This is a genomic window from Rhizobium sp. GW821-FHT14E12 (genome assembly GCF_058803745.1).
The window spans coordinates 749,786-764,587 of the sequence record NZ_JBXAPH010000002.1 but is presented as its reverse complement, the minus strand read 5'-3'; the positions used below and the strand labels follow the sequence as shown (position 1 = coordinate 764,587).

Here is a 14,802-nt window from a genome sequence, read left to right as displayed (position 1 = left end):
CATGACCAACAGCTCTACGCTTTCCCGTGACCTTGCCTCCTCCCTGGTCGTTTTCCTCGTCGCCATTCCGCTCTGCCTAGGCATTGCCGTCGCCTCCGGCGTGCCTGTGGCGATGGGCCTGATTTCCGGCATCGTCGGTGGCATTGTGGTCGGCTTCCTGGCTGGGTCGCCGCTGCAGGTCTCCGGCCCCGCCGCCGGTCTTGCCGTGATCGTTTTCAGCTTTGTCGAGCAATATGGGATCGCCATGCTCGGGCCGGTGCTGGTTGTCGCCGGGCTTTTGCAAATCCTGGCCGGTTTCCTCCGGATCGGCTCCTGGTTTCGGGCAATTTCGCCGGCTGTCGTCCACGGCATGCTCGCTGGCATCGGCATCCTCATTATTCTCGGACAGGTGCATGTGTTGATGGGCGCCCAGCCGGCGGCTGGCGGCATCGAGAACGTCACCGCCATGGAGAGGACGATCGGGCGCCTCTGGGGAACTGGGCTGACGAAGGAGGCCGCCGCCTTGCTGGTCGGTCTGATTTCCCTGCTTGCCATGATCGGATGGGAAAAATTCCGGCCGAAATCATTGACGCTGGTGCCCGGCGCGCTTGTCGGCGTTGCGGCGGGAACGGTGCTGACCGTTGCCCTGCAATTGCCGATCGCCAGGGTCGAGGTGCCTGCCTCATTGATCGAGAGTATCTCACTGCCGACGATGGAAAGCTTCCGGCAAATGGTACAGCCGGGCATTATCGTCACGACCTTGGTAATTGCGGTCATCGCCAGTGCCGAGACGCTACTATCAGCCGCTGCCGTCGATCGCATGCATGACGGCGTCAGGACGCGGTTCAACAAGGAACTGTTCGCGCAGGGCATCGGCAATGCGTTATGCGGTTTCCTCGGTGCTCTGCCGATCACCGGCGTCATCGTCCGCTCTTCGGCCAATATCCAGGCCGGGGCGCGGACACGAGCTTCGGCGGTCCTGCACGGCGTCTGGATCCTCGGGCTTGTGGCGCTTCTGCCGCAATTGCTCGGCCTTGTGCCGTTGACGGCGCTGGCAGCCGTGCTGCTTGTCACTGGATGGCGGTTGATCAGCCTCCATCATGTGCGCCATCTCTTCGATCATCACGGCTGGGTGCCGGTGGGGATCTGGGCGGCGACCGTAGCCATGGTCGTCGTGCAGGACCTGCTTGTCGGCGTTGCGCTTGGCCTAGCGCTGTCGATCCTGGAGGTCTTCCCGCATCTGCGCCGCAAACTTGCCATTGACCGGTCAGAGGATGCGGACGTGGTCCATGTCGCTCTCGCCGGGGTGGCGACATGCAAGGATGTGCCGGTCCTCCTGAATATGCTGGAGACACTTCCAGCGAGCCGCAAAGTGCGGATTGCTGGCGGGGACCTGCACTATCTCGACCACACCTGCGCGGAAACACTGCGCGAATGGCTGAAGCGGCAGAAGAAAATAGGCCGCGCTGTTGAAATCCAGCATCCTCCCGCCGGCCGTCACCCTCGGCTGATACCGATTTTCGAGCGATTGTCGGCCGAAGTTGCATGAGGCCGAACAAGACAAACCGAAGCCTTGGCATGCAAGGCTGAAGGGCTTGATCTGAAATAGCGAACTTGTTGATTGGGATGGTCGGAACAGCTTTCGGCCATCCCGATTGGTACGAATATAAGCCGGGCCTTTCGGCCCAAGTTAGTCCCCGGTTGAGTATCTCCAGGGGTGTGACCTCATGGAGCCCATCGGCTGCGATTCGGTATCGTTATGAGTGGTGCCGATCGTCTGTCCGGAGATGTGGCTTTCGGCTTTCTGAGAGAGCTGCTCGGTGTCTGGGAGCTGCTCGCACCGGTACTCTTGCCCCGCTTGCTCGGGGGACGACGGGGAAGGGCGGTGCTCGGGCTTGGTTTGCTTGGCTTGCTCATTCCCAGATAGCGGGCGATGGCATCGAAACCCGGTTGAACCGCGCGTTTCACTTCGGTCGTGAGTTCGCTCTCCATGTCGCAAGCAAGGGCGATCGCCTGCCAATCGATCTTTCCGGCTCTTGTGGGGGGATTCGATCGAAACTGAACGAGACCAATCATGTAGGCCCGGACGTTTTCGAACGTCCGCTGTTGCAATAATGGCGCCAGCCGCAACGTACAGAAGTCGGAGATCTTGCGTTGGAAGATCTCCGGGGTGGAGGATTGATAGTGGGGGGCCATTCATGAATTCCTTGCATGCGACGCGGCGTAAACGCCGGGGTGTGGGCTGCTAAGGCAAGCGGGTTAACGAAACATAAATATTCAGCTTCTGATAAGAAAAAGAGCGACTTAACTTCTTGAGGCCAAATAGGGAAGACCTTCTTGTGTCGGTGTGCGGCGCCGAAAACGTTATCGCCGACCGTGTCGTGCGAATGGGTGCTCTCTATGGCATTTTCGACACAGGCGACGTCGTCCTGTCATAATCTCCGTGATAGCAGGCTCGCTCGCCGAACGAATGCGGAGCCGGACCAAAATGACGAAAAGCAGTTCCACAACACCTGATCGCCGCGGCCTCCACATTGAATTGGATGGCCATCGCTGTCTCCTCAAATGGCATCGCGGACGGCGCTTCGCTGGTGACATCGCATTCACGCAGGCACGGATCATCGAGGGGATGGCGATCGGCGCCAGCATGGAGATCGATCTGCAGCGCTACGGCGGCGATGGTTTCGTTGTGCTGCATGACGAGGATCTGCATCCGGCGACCACCGGCAAGGGGCCGCTTGCCTCTGCCACGCGCGAAGATTTTGCCCATTTGCGTCTGCGCGATAGCGATAGAAACCGGACGGCTCACCCGATCCTGCTGATTGAAGACCTGGCGGCGCTCATCCGTGACGCCGGCTATTCGCCGGATGCGGTGCTGCAACTGGACCTGAAGGCGCCGTCCTCCAGCATAGGCGAAGGCGATATTGCCGCTTTTGCGAAGGCGATTGCTCCGGTCGCGCGGTCCGTCATTCTGTCCGCCGGCGATGCCGAAGCGGTTGAGCGGCTATCGGAAGCGGTCCCCGCTATGCCGATAGGCTACGATCCCTGCCACAATGGCGCGAGCGCGCGGTTACGGCAAAGCCGGGATTTCACAGGATTTGTTGCCGGTGCCATCGCGGCGTCCCCGCGCGCGCGAATGATATATCTTGCCCACGAGCTGATATTGTTCGCCGATGCCGAAGGGTTTGATCTGATCGGGGCATTTCATGCCCATGGCCTGGAGATCGATGCCTACACCATTCGCGCGGCAACATATGAAATATTGCCGAAAGTGATGCGTCTGCTTGCGCTTCGGGTGGATCAGATCACCACCGACGATCCAGTAGGGCTCGAAGCGCTTGTGGCAGGGGAAAGCTCAGGTAAATAAACCGCGACCGTTTTGGGCGAGGCCAAAATGGCACGTCCCGCCCACCCGAAACCGGGTGAACGAGAACGGTGATGGTGTCTGCCACGATCAGGGTGATCCAGCGAAGAGGCGTTGTCGCGACAGGCGCTTACGCTGCGGCGGAGGGCAGGGCCTCGCTTTCGTTTGCGGGTACCGCGTCTTGCGTGGCATGAACCGCCTGGGCGGGCGTACCGGCCCAGGATGTCCCCGCCGGAATGGTTTCGCCTTTCATCACGAAGGTCAGGAGACCGATTTCGGCGAAATCCCCGACGCTCGCATCATGCAGCACGGTACTGCCGGAGCCGATCGTTACCCCAGCGCCGATCTTGATCCGGCCCACCTTCATGATGCGGTCCTCATAGAGATGTGTCTGGGGGCAGGAGCCCATATTGAGAACAGCGTGGTCGCCAATCTCCGTGCAATCGAACTCGCAGATATCGGTCGTGTTGATCCAGGTGCCACGACCGATCTTGGTGCCGAAGGGACGGAGCAGCCACGGTAGGAACGGCGTGCCGCGCAGATAATCCAGCAGTGCCTTGCTGGCGAGCCCGCCATAGAAGACCGCGACGGCCTCCGTACGCATCGCCCACCAGGACCACATTGGCTTGTTCATCGGCTTGTAGGTGCCGATCAAGGTCCATTTGAACGCGACCGCCACCAGATAGAGGATGCCGGACGTCGCCAGTCCCGTTGCCATCAGCATCCAGAATAACCGGCCCCAGGCTCCGTCATCGACGGCATTCGCCAGGAGATTGGCGGTTGCCATCGCCATGACGATGAGGATGGCCGTCGGCAGCGAGGTGTGCATGGCTTCGAACGCCACGCGTACGAGTCGCATGCGCAACGGTGGCGCATAGGTGCTGGCCGCTGCTGCCTGCAGCTTCTGGCGGGTTGGCAACTGGAAGGCCGGGCTGCCGCACCAGGTTTCACCGGCCTTGACATGCAGGCTATCGGGCAAACGCGTCTTGATGCCCACCAGCGCGTCATCCTCGATCACCGCGCCCTGCGAGATGACGGAGGAATTGCCGAAGAAGCAGCGGTCGCCGGTCTTGAGGCGCTCAAGGATCATCCAGCCGTTCCGGATCTCTTCGTCGCCGAAAACGGTTTCGTCGCCGATGAAATTGTCGCGGCCCATCTCGATGAGATCGTAGCGGCCGGCAAAACTTGCCGAGATTTCCGTACCCTTGCCGATCTTGGCGCCCATCAGGCGATACCAGTTGCGCATGAAGACGGTGGCATAGAGCGAGTTGAGGGTTTCGAGCATCGCCTCGGTGGTCAGGCCAACGACCCATTTGCGGAAATAGAGATTGCCGAAGATGGAATAGCGGCCGGGCACGACATGGGGCAGCAGCGCCCAGCGCAGCACGACGACGACGGCCATCGACACGACGATCAGCACAAGGGCCGCGGGCCAGGCGAGCGTGGTGACCATCCACCAGGAAAGAGGTTCATCAGTGCCGGGCGACAGCATGCGCTGCACGGCGGAGAACAGGAAGAAGGCCGGAAAGATCGGCAGGAGCCCGATGACCAGGCTCAGATTGTAAGCGACGAAATAGCTGGCGAACTGAAACGCGCGCGCCACGGCCCCAAGTTCGGGATGAGCGGGATCGGAGGTGGGCTCCACTTGCGACGTCTGGCGAGCTGGCGAACCATCCCAACGCGTATGGGCTTTGACATTTGTGCCTGCCGCTATGGCCGTCAGATCGCCGATTTCAGCGCCATCGCCAATCTTGACGTTGTGGCCGATCACGCAGCCATTGCCGATCTGCACGCCTTCGCCGATATCGATGGTGCCGACATGGATCTGATTGCCGATGACTTCGACGTTTGCGAGCTTGAGCTTGACGCCAAGGCTCGATCTGGCGCCGATCCGCACCAGATCGATTGCACCCTCTTCGAATTCATCGATCATTACGTTGCGGCTGACATCGGCGCCAAGCGCGCGCATATAGACGCGTATCAGCGGCGAGCCCTTGAGGAATTTGGGCGCCGTGAGCTGGACGATGCGCTGCATCAGCCAGATGCGAAAATAATAGCTACCCCACAAGGGGTAAACGCCCGGACGGGTACGGCCGATGATGAGCCATTTGAGGCCGACGACCATCAGCTTCTCGCCAAGGTTCAGGCCGACATAGATGGCGCCGAGAATAAGCATCTCATTCCACATCGGAACGCCATCCTGAATGAGCAGGATGGAGGCCAGCAGCAGGCCGATCCATTGCAGCGTGGCAAGTGCGATGATGAAGGGCAGCACGACAGCTTGAGCCAGGCCGCAGAGGAAGCGCCGGCGCCAGGGAACGGGCGTGAAGTCGACGCGATCCGGCTCGGAAGAATGATCGATGCCGGCTTCCAGGATTGCTGCGATGCCTCTGAGAGTGCGACCGGCATAGACGTCGCGCAGGGCGATGCCGGCGAGCGGCTTGATCTTGCGGACCTCGGACACGAACCGTGCAGCCAGCATGGAGTGGCCACCGAGTTCGGTGAAGAAATCGGCTTCGAAGTTGACCACGCGGACGCGCAACACTTCGATTGCTGCCTTCAGGAGCTGCGCTTCGGCCCAGCTGCGGGGCGGCTCCTGGGTTTGGGTCGTCTGATCGTTTGCCAGCGGTATTGCGGCAAGCGTTTTCCTGTCGATCTTGCCGGAGGCCAGCCGTGGCAGCGAGACATGGCTATGCCAGGCGCCAGGAACCATGTAGGGCGGCAGCTTGGTGGCCAAGGCGGCACGCGCCTTTTCACGGTCAAAAACGTTGCCCGATGCCACGACATGGGCGACCAGCATGTCTTCGCCATCGGGCGTCCGGTGCACCACCACCGAGGCCGTCTTCACTTCCGGAAGGTCGCCGATGACGGTTTCGATCTCGCCGAGTTCGATGCGGTATCCGCGTATCTTCACCTGATCGTCGATGCGCCCGAGAAAGTGAAGTTGGCCTTCCTCGTCCATCAGCACCGCGTCGCCACTGCGATAGAGCACCGGGTCGCCGTGAGGTGCAAAGGGGTTGGCAACGAACTTCGAGGCGGTGAGCTGCGGCAGGTTGCGGTATCCGGCCGCGACGCCCGGCCCACCGATGAGCAGTTCGCCCGTATCGCCGCGCGCAACGAGCGCCAGGTTTTCGTCGACGACATAGGCCGTCGTGTTGGCGATCGGGCAGCCGATCGTGATCGGTCGCGACGGGTCGAGTTCGGCGTAGGTTGCCACGACCGTTGTCTCGGTCGGACCGTAGGTGTTGATCAGGCGACGATCAGGTCGCGAAAAGCGGCTGACGATCGCGGGCGGACATGCTTCGCCGCCGACGATGATGACGCGCAGGCTTTCGACATCGCGCTCCAGCATGGTGAGCAGCGTCGGCACCGTGTCGATGACCGTGATCTTTTCCGCTTCGAGCACGTCGGCGAGCCGATCCAGTTCGGCCATGACAGCCGCAGTCGCCACCTTCAGGGTCGCACCGACCAGATAGGGTACGAATATCTCCTCGAGCGAGAGATCGAAGGCGACCGAGGCTTGCTGAAGGACGATGTCCGATCCGTTGATCCCGAGGATATCGTTGCCTGCCCTCAGATAATGGCAGATGTTTCGATGTGAAATCACGATCCCTTTTGGCTTGCCTGTGGAGCCGGACGTGTAGATCGCGTAGGCGGGGTCGTCGTGGGTAGCAGCGCGCGGTACGATGTCCGTGATGTCATCGGCAAGCAACGTTTTCAGGAGAAGGGTTTCACCGTCGAAAGCCGGCGCGAGTGCCGCCAGGCCGTCATGGGTCAACAGCCATCTGGCGCCGCAATCGGCAAGACTCGTCGCCACACGGTCCGCGGGTGCGGCGGCATCGAATGGGATATAGCCAGCGCCCGCCTTGAGGATCGCGAGAAGTGCGACGTGCAGCTCGAGGGAGCGTTGGAACCACAGGCCGACGAAGTCACCCGGGCCGATGCCGCGCAAGCTGAGGGCACGGGCGGCTCGATCAGAGAGCTGGTCGAGCTCGGCATAGGTCATCGTTTGATCGGTTCCGATCAAAGCAAGTGCCGTTCTGTCGGGTGCGCGGGCAACTGTGGCCTTGAATATGTCCACCAGTGTCTCGTCGCGAATGAACTCAGGTCGGATATTGCCGGAGAACACGGACAGGCTGGCATTTGAGGTAATCGACGACATCTGGATAGTCATGTAACTTCTGCGACACTTGTGTTGACACGATCGGGACTCGATCCGTTGATGCTTATATACCTTTCAATTTGCAGCTCTCTTACTGGCGCTGTCAGCGAACTGTAAGGTTGGCGCAGCTATGCTAAGGCAGCCGCGGGCCTTGCCTGCGTGGCAGTGTCGATAGAAGGATGAATGGCGTTGTGCATCTACGGGCAAAGAGCCGGCTGGCCCCGCTGGCTGGCTGTTCTTTTGGCGGCGACTTTGCTGTGCTTCGAAAGCGTGAATGCCTCGGCCAATCCGCACAACAATGCCTCTGTCGAAGCGGCGGAGGCCCTGCGGCCGTTGCGCGACATATACGCCGTCGTCGCGCGAGAAATGCCGGGACGGGTCCTGCGCATCAAACGGATACGCCGCGCGGGGCATCAGGCTTATGCGGTGCGCGTGCTGAGAGCCGATGGAAAACGTGGCGACATCGTGCTGGACGGCTCGACGCTCGCCGTGATTGAGAGACACTGACGATGCGGATCCTGATCGCGGAGGATGAGCCCACCATCGTATCCGACATGCGCCGTTGTCTGGAAGACCAGCACTATATCGTCTCGACCGTCACCGACGGCGAGGAGGCGTGGTATCGCGGCGATGTCGAACATTTTGACCTTGTTATCCTCGATCTCGGCCTTCCGAAACTCGACGGCTTGACGGTGCTGCGGCGCTGGCGCGCCGGTCGGCGCGGCATGCCGGTGATCATCTTGACCGCTCGTGACGGCTGGCGCGACAAGGTGGACGGCATGGATGCCGGGGCGGACGATTACCTTACCAAGCCATTCCGGATGGAAGAGCTTCTGGCGCGCGTACGCGCCCTGATGCGCCGGGCGGCGGGTCAGTCCTCGCCCATCCTTTCCAACGGCGTATTGGAGCTCGATACGCGCCAGCGCACGGTTTCGTTTCGCGGCCAGCCCGTTCAGGTCACCGCGCTCGAATACCGCCTGCTCGCCTATCTCCTGCACAATGCCGGCACGGTACTCTCACGCTCGCAGATTGCCGACAGCATCTATGACGAGGAGACGGAGCTTCTGTCGAATGCGCTCGAAGTCGTTGTCGCGCGCCTTCGGCGCAAATTCGATGGAACGGTGATCGAGACCCGCCGTGGCCAGGGCTATCTCATCCCGAGCGAGGTGCCGTCGGTATGACGCCATTCTCGCTGCGAGGGCGGTTATTGCTAGGTTCGGCGGTGGCGATCGTCGTGGCGACCTTTCTTGCCGGCATCGGCATCAATGCCATTTCCGGGTTGGCCGTGCGGGCTCTGGCGCTTTCCGAAATTGACGAGGAATTGCGAGTCCTGCTGGCGGCGGTCGATATAAACGCGTCCAACCAGCTGGTTCTTGATGAGATGCCGACGGATCCGCGCTTTGGCGTGCCCAATGGCGGCTTCTATTGGCAGGTCGGCCGCAACGGCACGGTGGAACTGCGCTCTCAATCGCTGTGGGAACAGGATCTGCCCTGGGTTCGCTCTCGCCCGCGAGAAGCGGGTCGCGCGACGGATATGTCGGGGCCTAACGGCAGTCAGCTCCTGGCCGTCGAGAGGTCGGTCTCGATTACGTCGGCAACCGGCGATCAGACGGTCGATATCGTGATGGCGCTCGACAACGGCGAACTTGCGCCGGCGCGCTGGCGCTTCTTCTATGCCATGGCGCCTTCTCTTGGGGTGCTGTCGGTCGCCTTGATCGGTGCGGTCGTGGCGTTTCTGCGGTATGGATTGCGGCCGCTGCATGATCTGCGCATTGCGTTGATGGCGGTACAGGACCGATCCGCGCGGCAGATAACCGGCCAGTTCCCGCACGAGGTCCAGCCTCTCGTCGACGACCTCAATGGCCTGCTGACGTCGCGCGAGACGCAATTGGCGCAAGCACGAGCCCGTGCCGGTGATCTGGCGCATGGTCTCAAGACCCCGCTGGCGGCGCTTGAAGCGACGGCGCGCGCGCTTGCGGAAGAGGGCATGCCGGCGCGAGCGACCGCGATCCGCAACGAGATTGGCCGCATGGAAGCGCAGATCAAGCGTACGCTGGCGCAGACCCGGGCAAGCTTGGCGGCCGCTCATACGGTTGGCGTTCTGAATGCAAGCGCCGATCTGAAGAAGATCATTTCCGTCATGCAACGCCTGACGGTTGACAGGGAGATCGAGTTCGAACTCTTCGAGCAGCCGGAGGTGTGGTTGGCGATAGACGAGACAGATTTTGCCGATATCACCGGCAACTTGATCGACAATGCCCGGAAATGGGCGAGGGGGAAGGTGAGGGTTCGTCTGTCTGTGCTGGAGGAGCAGGGTGGTGTGGAGTTGATCATCGATGACGATGGACCCGGCCTGCCGGAAGGTGTGAAAGAGGCGTTCATTCGACGCGGCAGGCGCCTTGACGAAAGTATCACCGGCACCGGCTTTGGTCTCGCGATCGCCAAGGATCTGGTGGAAGCTTACGACGGCAAGCTTGTACTCACCCGTTCGGATCTTGGCGGATTGTCGGTCACCGTCAGTCTGCCGTCACGGTTGATCAAGGATAGGCAGGCGGTAGCGGGCTTGTTGACATAAGAGGTTGCCAGACATGCAAGCGGCTATCCGGATAGTGGTCGCAAAATACCCATTGCAGTTCGCGCTTGCCCAATGATCCAGCGCTACTCCATCGATTCCAGCAGGCCTACGACCGCCTTGCGAACCTGTGGCATTGCCGCGACGAACGCCTTCGCGAGACGCCGGCCTTCGGCGGTATGCTGGATGACCGTGACGCTTTCTCTTTCCACGTCCGTCGGATCCCTTTCCGCCGCATTAACAAACCCTTCAAAGAAATAGGAAACGGGCCTTTGCAGGGCCGTCGCTATCTCGAACAGCTTCGACGCGCTGACGCGATTGGCGCCGATTTCGTACTTCTGGACTTGTTGAAATGTCACTCCGAGGCATTTCGCGAGAGCCTCTTGAGACATCCGCTGCGTCTTGCGCGCAAGGCGAATTTGTTGCCCGACGTAGGTGTCCACGGGATGGCATCCCGATCCACCGGCTGATGCATGATAAGGTTTTCTGCTCGTGACTATGTTGCTCATGTTGGCGCCCGATCAGTTTTGCTTCCCCGCACACAGATGGCGAGTAGCATCTTCATAGATACAGCCACAATTATTCTGTCTTATAAATAGATTATCTTGCCAAAAATTTACTATATATTCGTGTGATAATAATCAATTAAGCACAATCTACCACAAGTACATACGTTACTTCAAGAATAACAATTTAAAATATCTAAAATTTCGCTTTTTAATTGATGAATATGGAGGGTGCCGTATCGCCCCGCTAGAAGGCTGTCGAAGCTCGCCGTCGCAGCCGCCATGCGAACGCATCGTCCCCGCCAACGCCTACTCAATTCAGGAGGAGCCTGCGCGCCAGCACATGCTTTGGACCCGGCCGGAACTATCCGGCCCACCCACTCGTTTCCTTGGATATCGCAACCATTGGCGATGCCGCACAAGGAACATGCGAATGTCGAACAACGTCGTGACGGGCGGAAATGAACCGTTCAAGGGAACCAGTAGCAACGCTGCCGGGCAATCGGTGGAAAGCCAGGCTCAATTGCGCGACGCAGCCAGAGAGTCATCGACGTTTGTGGGACGCGGCGAGATGCTCGGCGTCTACGAATTGGTGCCTATCGCGGCCTTCAATGATCCCAATTGGGATATTGCACCCTGGCGCGGCAAGATGTTGGTCGCGGCACGGACAACAGGCGATGCGCGTGTGGTGGCGGCCGCCTTTGACGGCAACTTCATGAAGGCCAAATCCATGCCAGGCGAAAGCGTTGCAACGATGGGAGCAAGCGCTTTTCGAAACGAGAGACTCTATACGGTCATAGAAGTCGACAGAGACCGCCGAGATTTGGACCGTGGGGTGATGGAGATGTCCGATCCCGCGTTGATTGCTAGCGACGCCTTAAGGGCTGATTTCGAAGTGCGCTCTCATAACGCCAAGTCGCCCAGTGCCGGATCGTTGGCACGGTGGGACAACGAAGGCGGCGCCAATCCCTGATCGGAGCCGTACGCCAGACGGCATCCCTGCATCACTATGATAGTCAACCAACGGAGCTATAAACCGATGTCCAAGAAGAGAATGGTCGAAGCAACCGTCAAGAAACGCGGTAGGCGCGTCGCGGTCGGAATCATGAACACGACCCAAGCACTCGATATGCCCGAAACGGAGGGTATGGAGTTTTCGCATCCGGACGAGACACCGGGAGAGACTGAGGTGAGACTTACACAAAGCGAACTTGCCGAGGTCGTGAAACCCTGAACGTGCCCGTGAGGCAGATGACCGAAATTGAACACGAAGGTGAAGCACTACGGCGTTGAGATGATCCCGCTGTGATCCATGGGGTTTTCATCGGCCCTGTCCTTTTGCCGAAAAACCAGGCTGATGCCCATTGCATTTTCGTATGAGGCCTGAACCGCTTCTATGGCCAATTGCGCCGATGCGGCATAGCCTTGGCGCAGGACTTCGAGGCCGGGATCGGATCCGGTCGTGCTCGACCAATGCCAGAGACCGTTGAAACGCGGCCGCGGCTCGAGGAAAACCCTGCCGATCATCCTGTCACCCGAAAATCCCACGAAGTCATTTTCCGGCGCCAGTTCGAGCGGGCACCAACGATAGGCAGGCACTGCCTCATTCGCGATTGTCATGGATTGATCTTTCATGATGGGGAAATACCGGCGGCTTGCACGATTGGCAGACAGATGTTGATCACATGTGGACGATAGACACCTTTGCTCCCGGCTTGGCGGCGATCGTCGTGAACTCGGCATCGAGTTGTTTTGCCATCGCTTCGACGATTCCCGTTCCCAGACCGGGCTTGGAGCCTGCCGGGTCCGCAGGAATGCCGATGCCGTCGTCGCGCACCGACATCGACCATTGCGTGTCGTTGGAGTGATAGTCGACGATGATCTTGCCATTGCGATGGCCGGGGAAGGCGTGTTTGAGAGCATTGATCACCAATTCCGTGACGATGAGGCCGAGGCTGACTGAGACGTTGGCCTTGGTCTTGCTGTCGTCGACATTGACTTCGATGGAGCGCTCCTTCGGATCCTGGATCATCGATGCGCCAAGGCTTTTGCAGAGCTGCTCAAAGTATGACCGGAGCTCAACGTCGCCTAGTCTTGAGGCCACCAACTGTTGCTGGACGGCAGCGATCGACATCACCCGACTATGCGCCGACTGCAGATGTGTGCGGGTTTCCTCCGATTGCACTTTTCGCGCGCTTTGCATGAGGATACTGGCAATGATCTGCAGGCTGTTTGCCACCCGATGCTGGACCTCCTGCAGAAGGATTGCCTTCTCCCGCAGGAGATCATCCTTGAGTTTTTCGGCAAGGCGGGCGTCGGTGACATCGGAGACGGAAAGAAGAAGCCGGATATGGGCGGGATCTCCGTAATCGAGCTTCTGCGCGTTCAACACCAGGCGCCGCGATGTCTGGCCCTCACGATCGAGGTCCATTTCATAGGCGTCGACACTGGCGGCCCCGGCGGCGGTGGCGTGCAGCAAAGAAGACAATTGCCGCACATTCCACTCTCCATTGCCCAGGGCTGACAGCTGGCGGTTGGGCAGTGCGACCGGCTCGATCTGGAATTCCTGATAGAACGATGCACTTGCGGCGATTACCATCAGGTCGCCGTCGAGAAGCAACAGGGGAGCGCTCGATGAAGCGATCACCGCCAGCGCAAGGTTAAGCCCGCCTTCAGGCTGTAGGGATGGGAGGATGGTCATGGTTGATGTCCTCAGGGGCCGGAGGCTCGCGGTGCGAAAGCCTTCCCCGGTATGGACGTCGTCGCTCAAGACAGCGCCTGCTGCTATGCACGTTAGCGGACAATAACACGGATCGATAAGGCAGTGGGAGGAATCCCGTGCACGTACTCGTGATGGCCAGGCCTATCACCCAATATCATCCCTTTACGCATAGCGCGGCAATTTCCGTTGTGCCGATTGTCCAGCCGTTTAATGGAACTACGGTCGCGACCGGACGTTTCCATATGGCTATATCGGGCACTACCGGCATTTCGTCGGCACTCCCGAATGGGAGGAAAACATGAAAACGCTGCTGATCGCGATCGGCCTCTTGGCCGCAACGGCATTGCCGACTCTGGCGGCCGAGCCCGTCAAGATGGTCGACACCAAAATGGGCAAGGTCATGGCCACCGAAAAGGGCATGACCCTCTATACCTTCGATAAGGATGCCCCCGGAAAATCAAACTGCGATAAGGATTGCCTGAAGAAGTGGCCAGCCTTTCGCACTGCCGACAAGGCCAAGGCAGAGGGCGAGTGGTCTTTGGTCAAGGATGCGGACGGTCAACAAATGTGGGCCTATGGTGGTAAGCCACTCTACACCTTTGCCGGCGATAAAAAATCCGGAGACATGACCGGTGATGGCATTGGCAAGGTTTGGCATGTAGCCAAATAGCTGGACGGTGCACATTTGGGAGAGGGCGGTCCTTGGATCGTCCTCTGTCCGCAATAACAGAACCGCCGCGTTCAGGTCACCGGACTCACTCCATAGGGCATGATGTGCCTCTTAGGCTGTTGCCCTTCATATCAGGTGGTGCGCTGTTCCCGTCAGCTGAGCACGCTCACCGTTTCAATCTTGAATTCGCGGCCCGGCTTTCGTCTCGGCATTCACACGTTCCGGTGCCGATGACAACATCTCGTCTTGGTGTCCGCGAAACGGGCTATAGTTAAAAAAACCGGTTCCTATACCAGAAGACCTCCGACGATCACGCCCGAGCAATTTCACATAGACGACGTAGAACAACAGGTGCGGGAAAACGTAACCGGCTTCAAGGATGACGGCCAAAAGTGCGGCCCATGAAAAAATCTCGATTGCTGAGCTCGCTGTGCCGATATTCATCACCGCGTAGCCCACCACGATAGCCAATACTATGATGGTGAAGTGAAGGATCGGCACTCTTAGAGCGCATAAAGCACCGACAGCAAATGAAAGAACGAGGCCCCATGCCATCAAACGTTCAACTCCGAGCATCCAATCCAGAATCGAGATTGGTATTGCTGCCAGTATCAATTATCTCCGCTCGTAGAACAAGCCGAAATCATTGCCAAGCCTAGTAATTCGGGGAAGTTACTGGACTTCCTTGCAATAACAATACAGCCTGAAGCATGCTTCGCTATCATAAAGCGAACTGAGTGCTAATCGGATCACACGATAAACGTGAGTTGCCGCGACGACACGGATTTTTCGCTCTCACGCCGCCGCCGCATGTGTGCAATCTTCGA

At 59.4% G+C, this 14,802-nt stretch carries 13 protein-coding genes; 8 read left to right on the top strand and 5 right to left on the bottom strand.

Annotated features, from left to right (window positions below; translation table 11 throughout):
- Position 1: 1 nt before the first annotated feature.
- Positions 2–1,528 carry a SulP family inorganic anion transporter gene (locus tag AC1RO0_RS11630; protein ID WP_498593037.1) on the top strand — a complete coding sequence of 509 codons (1,527 nt, stop codon included), beginning with the start codon at positions 2–4 and terminating at the stop codon, positions 1,526–1,528.
- A 939-nt stretch (positions 1,529–2,467) separates the two neighbouring features.
- Positions 2,468–3,346: a glycerophosphodiester phosphodiesterase gene (locus AC1RO0_RS11625; protein ID WP_498593036.1), complete on the top strand. Its 879-nt coding sequence runs from the start codon at positions 2,468–2,470 to the stop codon at positions 3,344–3,346.
- Positions 3,347–3,473: 127 nt separating this feature from the next.
- Here AC1RO0_RS11625 and AC1RO0_RS11620 read toward each other — a convergent pair whose 3' ends face one another.
- Entirely contained in the window at positions 3,474–7,517 is a 4,044-nt protein-coding gene (locus AC1RO0_RS11620; RefSeq protein WP_498593035.1) for a Pls/PosA family non-ribosomal peptide synthetase, read from the bottom strand.
- 171 nt (positions 7,518–7,688) lie between these two features.
- Between AC1RO0_RS11620 and AC1RO0_RS11615 the strand changes: the two genes are divergently transcribed.
- From AC1RO0_RS11615 to AC1RO0_RS11605, 3 genes are read left to right on the top strand one after another with little or no spacing between them, the layout of a single operon-like run.
- A complete protein-coding gene (locus tag AC1RO0_RS11615; protein ID WP_498593034.1) occupies positions 7,689–8,012 on the top strand; it encodes a PepSY domain-containing protein in 324 nt (107 codons plus the stop codon).
- Positions 8,013–8,014: 2 nt separating this feature from the next.
- Positions 8,015–8,686 (top strand): response regulator transcription factor, encoded by a 672-nt coding sequence (locus AC1RO0_RS11610; protein WP_034516109.1) that lies wholly within the window; start codon positions 8,015–8,017, stop codon positions 8,684–8,686.
- A complete protein-coding gene (locus AC1RO0_RS11605; protein WP_498593033.1) occupies positions 8,683–10,080 on the top strand; it encodes an ATP-binding protein in 1,398 nt (465 codons plus the stop codon). Before AC1RO0_RS11610 ends, AC1RO0_RS11605 begins: the two co-directional genes overlap by 4 nt.
- 83 nt (positions 10,081–10,163) lie before the next feature.
- Here the strand turns inward: AC1RO0_RS11605 and AC1RO0_RS11600 are convergent, their stop codons facing one another.
- Positions 10,164–10,520, bottom strand: coding sequence for a helix-turn-helix domain-containing protein (locus AC1RO0_RS11600; RefSeq protein ID WP_498593032.1), 357 nt, complete (start codon positions 10,518–10,520; stop codon positions 10,164–10,166).
- Between the two features lie 496 nt (positions 10,521–11,016).
- On the opposite strand from AC1RO0_RS11600, the gene AC1RO0_RS11595 reads away from it, so the two are divergent.
- Positions 11,017–11,556, top strand: a complete 540-nt coding sequence (locus AC1RO0_RS11595; RefSeq protein WP_498593031.1) for a hypothetical protein — start codon at positions 11,017–11,019, stop codon at positions 11,554–11,556.
- A gap of 66 nt (positions 11,557–11,622) precedes the next feature.
- On the top strand, positions 11,623–11,817 hold the full coding sequence (locus tag AC1RO0_RS11590; RefSeq protein WP_498593030.1) for a hypothetical protein: 195 nt from the start codon (positions 11,623–11,625) through the stop codon (positions 11,815–11,817).
- 47 nt (positions 11,818–11,864) lie between these two features.
- Here the strand turns inward: AC1RO0_RS11590 and AC1RO0_RS11585 are convergent, their stop codons facing one another.
- Both AC1RO0_RS11585 and AC1RO0_RS11580 read right to left on the bottom strand, forming a co-directional pair.
- Entirely contained in the window at positions 11,865–12,203 is a 339-nt protein-coding gene (locus AC1RO0_RS11585) for a hypothetical protein (RefSeq protein ID WP_498593029.1), read from the bottom strand.
- 61 nt (positions 12,204–12,264) lie between these two features.
- On the bottom strand, positions 12,265–13,284 hold the full coding sequence (locus AC1RO0_RS11580; RefSeq protein ID WP_498593028.1) for a sensor histidine kinase: 1,020 nt from the start codon (positions 13,282–13,284) through the stop codon (positions 12,265–12,267).
- Between the two features lie 319 nt (positions 13,285–13,603).
- Here AC1RO0_RS11580 and AC1RO0_RS11575 point away from each other — a divergent pair, with 319 nt between their 5' ends.
- Positions 13,604–13,975 (top strand): COG4315 family predicted lipoprotein, encoded by a 372-nt coding sequence (locus tag AC1RO0_RS11575; RefSeq protein ID WP_498593027.1) that lies wholly within the window; start codon positions 13,604–13,606, stop codon positions 13,973–13,975.
- A 174-nt stretch (positions 13,976–14,149) separates the two neighbouring features.
- On the opposite strand, the gene AC1RO0_RS11570 is transcribed toward AC1RO0_RS11575, so the two are convergent.
- Entirely contained in the window at positions 14,150–14,590 is a 441-nt protein-coding gene (locus AC1RO0_RS11570) for a hypothetical protein (protein WP_498593026.1), read from the bottom strand.
- Between the last annotated feature and the right edge of the window lie 212 nt (positions 14,591–14,802).

Coding starts and splice junctions, on each gene's coding strand:
- AC1RO0_RS11590 (WP_498593030.1), top strand. CDS start 11,623: ATGTCCAAGAAGAGAATGGTCGAAGCAACCGTCAAGAAACGCGGTAGG.
- AC1RO0_RS11575 (WP_498593027.1), top strand. CDS start 13,604: ATGAAAACGCTGCTGATCGCGATCGGCCTCTTGGCCGCAACGGCATTG.
- AC1RO0_RS11625 (WP_498593036.1), top strand. CDS start 2,468: ATGACGAAAAGCAGTTCCACAACACCTGATCGCCGCGGCCTCCACATT.
- AC1RO0_RS11610 (WP_034516109.1), top strand. CDS start 8,015: ATGCGGATCCTGATCGCGGAGGATGAGCCCACCATCGTATCCGACATG.
- AC1RO0_RS11595 (WP_498593031.1), top strand. CDS start 11,017: ATGTCGAACAACGTCGTGACGGGCGGAAATGAACCGTTCAAGGGAACC.
- AC1RO0_RS11630 (WP_498593037.1), top strand. CDS start 2: ATGACCAACAGCTCTACGCTTTCCCGTGACCTTGCCTCCTCCCTGGTC.
- AC1RO0_RS11620 (WP_498593035.1), bottom strand. CDS start 7,517: ATGACTATCCAGATGTCGTCGATTACCTCAAATGCCAGCCTGTCCGTG.
- AC1RO0_RS11585 (WP_498593029.1), bottom strand. CDS start 12,203: ATGACAATCGCGAATGAGGCAGTGCCTGCCTATCGTTGGTGCCCGCTC.
- AC1RO0_RS11605 (WP_498593033.1), top strand. CDS start 8,683: ATGACGCCATTCTCGCTGCGAGGGCGGTTATTGCTAGGTTCGGCGGTG.
- AC1RO0_RS11580 (WP_498593028.1), bottom strand. CDS start 13,284: ATGACCATCCTCCCATCCCTACAGCCTGAAGGCGGGCTTAACCTTGCG.
- AC1RO0_RS11615 (WP_498593034.1), top strand. CDS start 7,689: ATGGCGTTGTGCATCTACGGGCAAAGAGCCGGCTGGCCCCGCTGGCTG.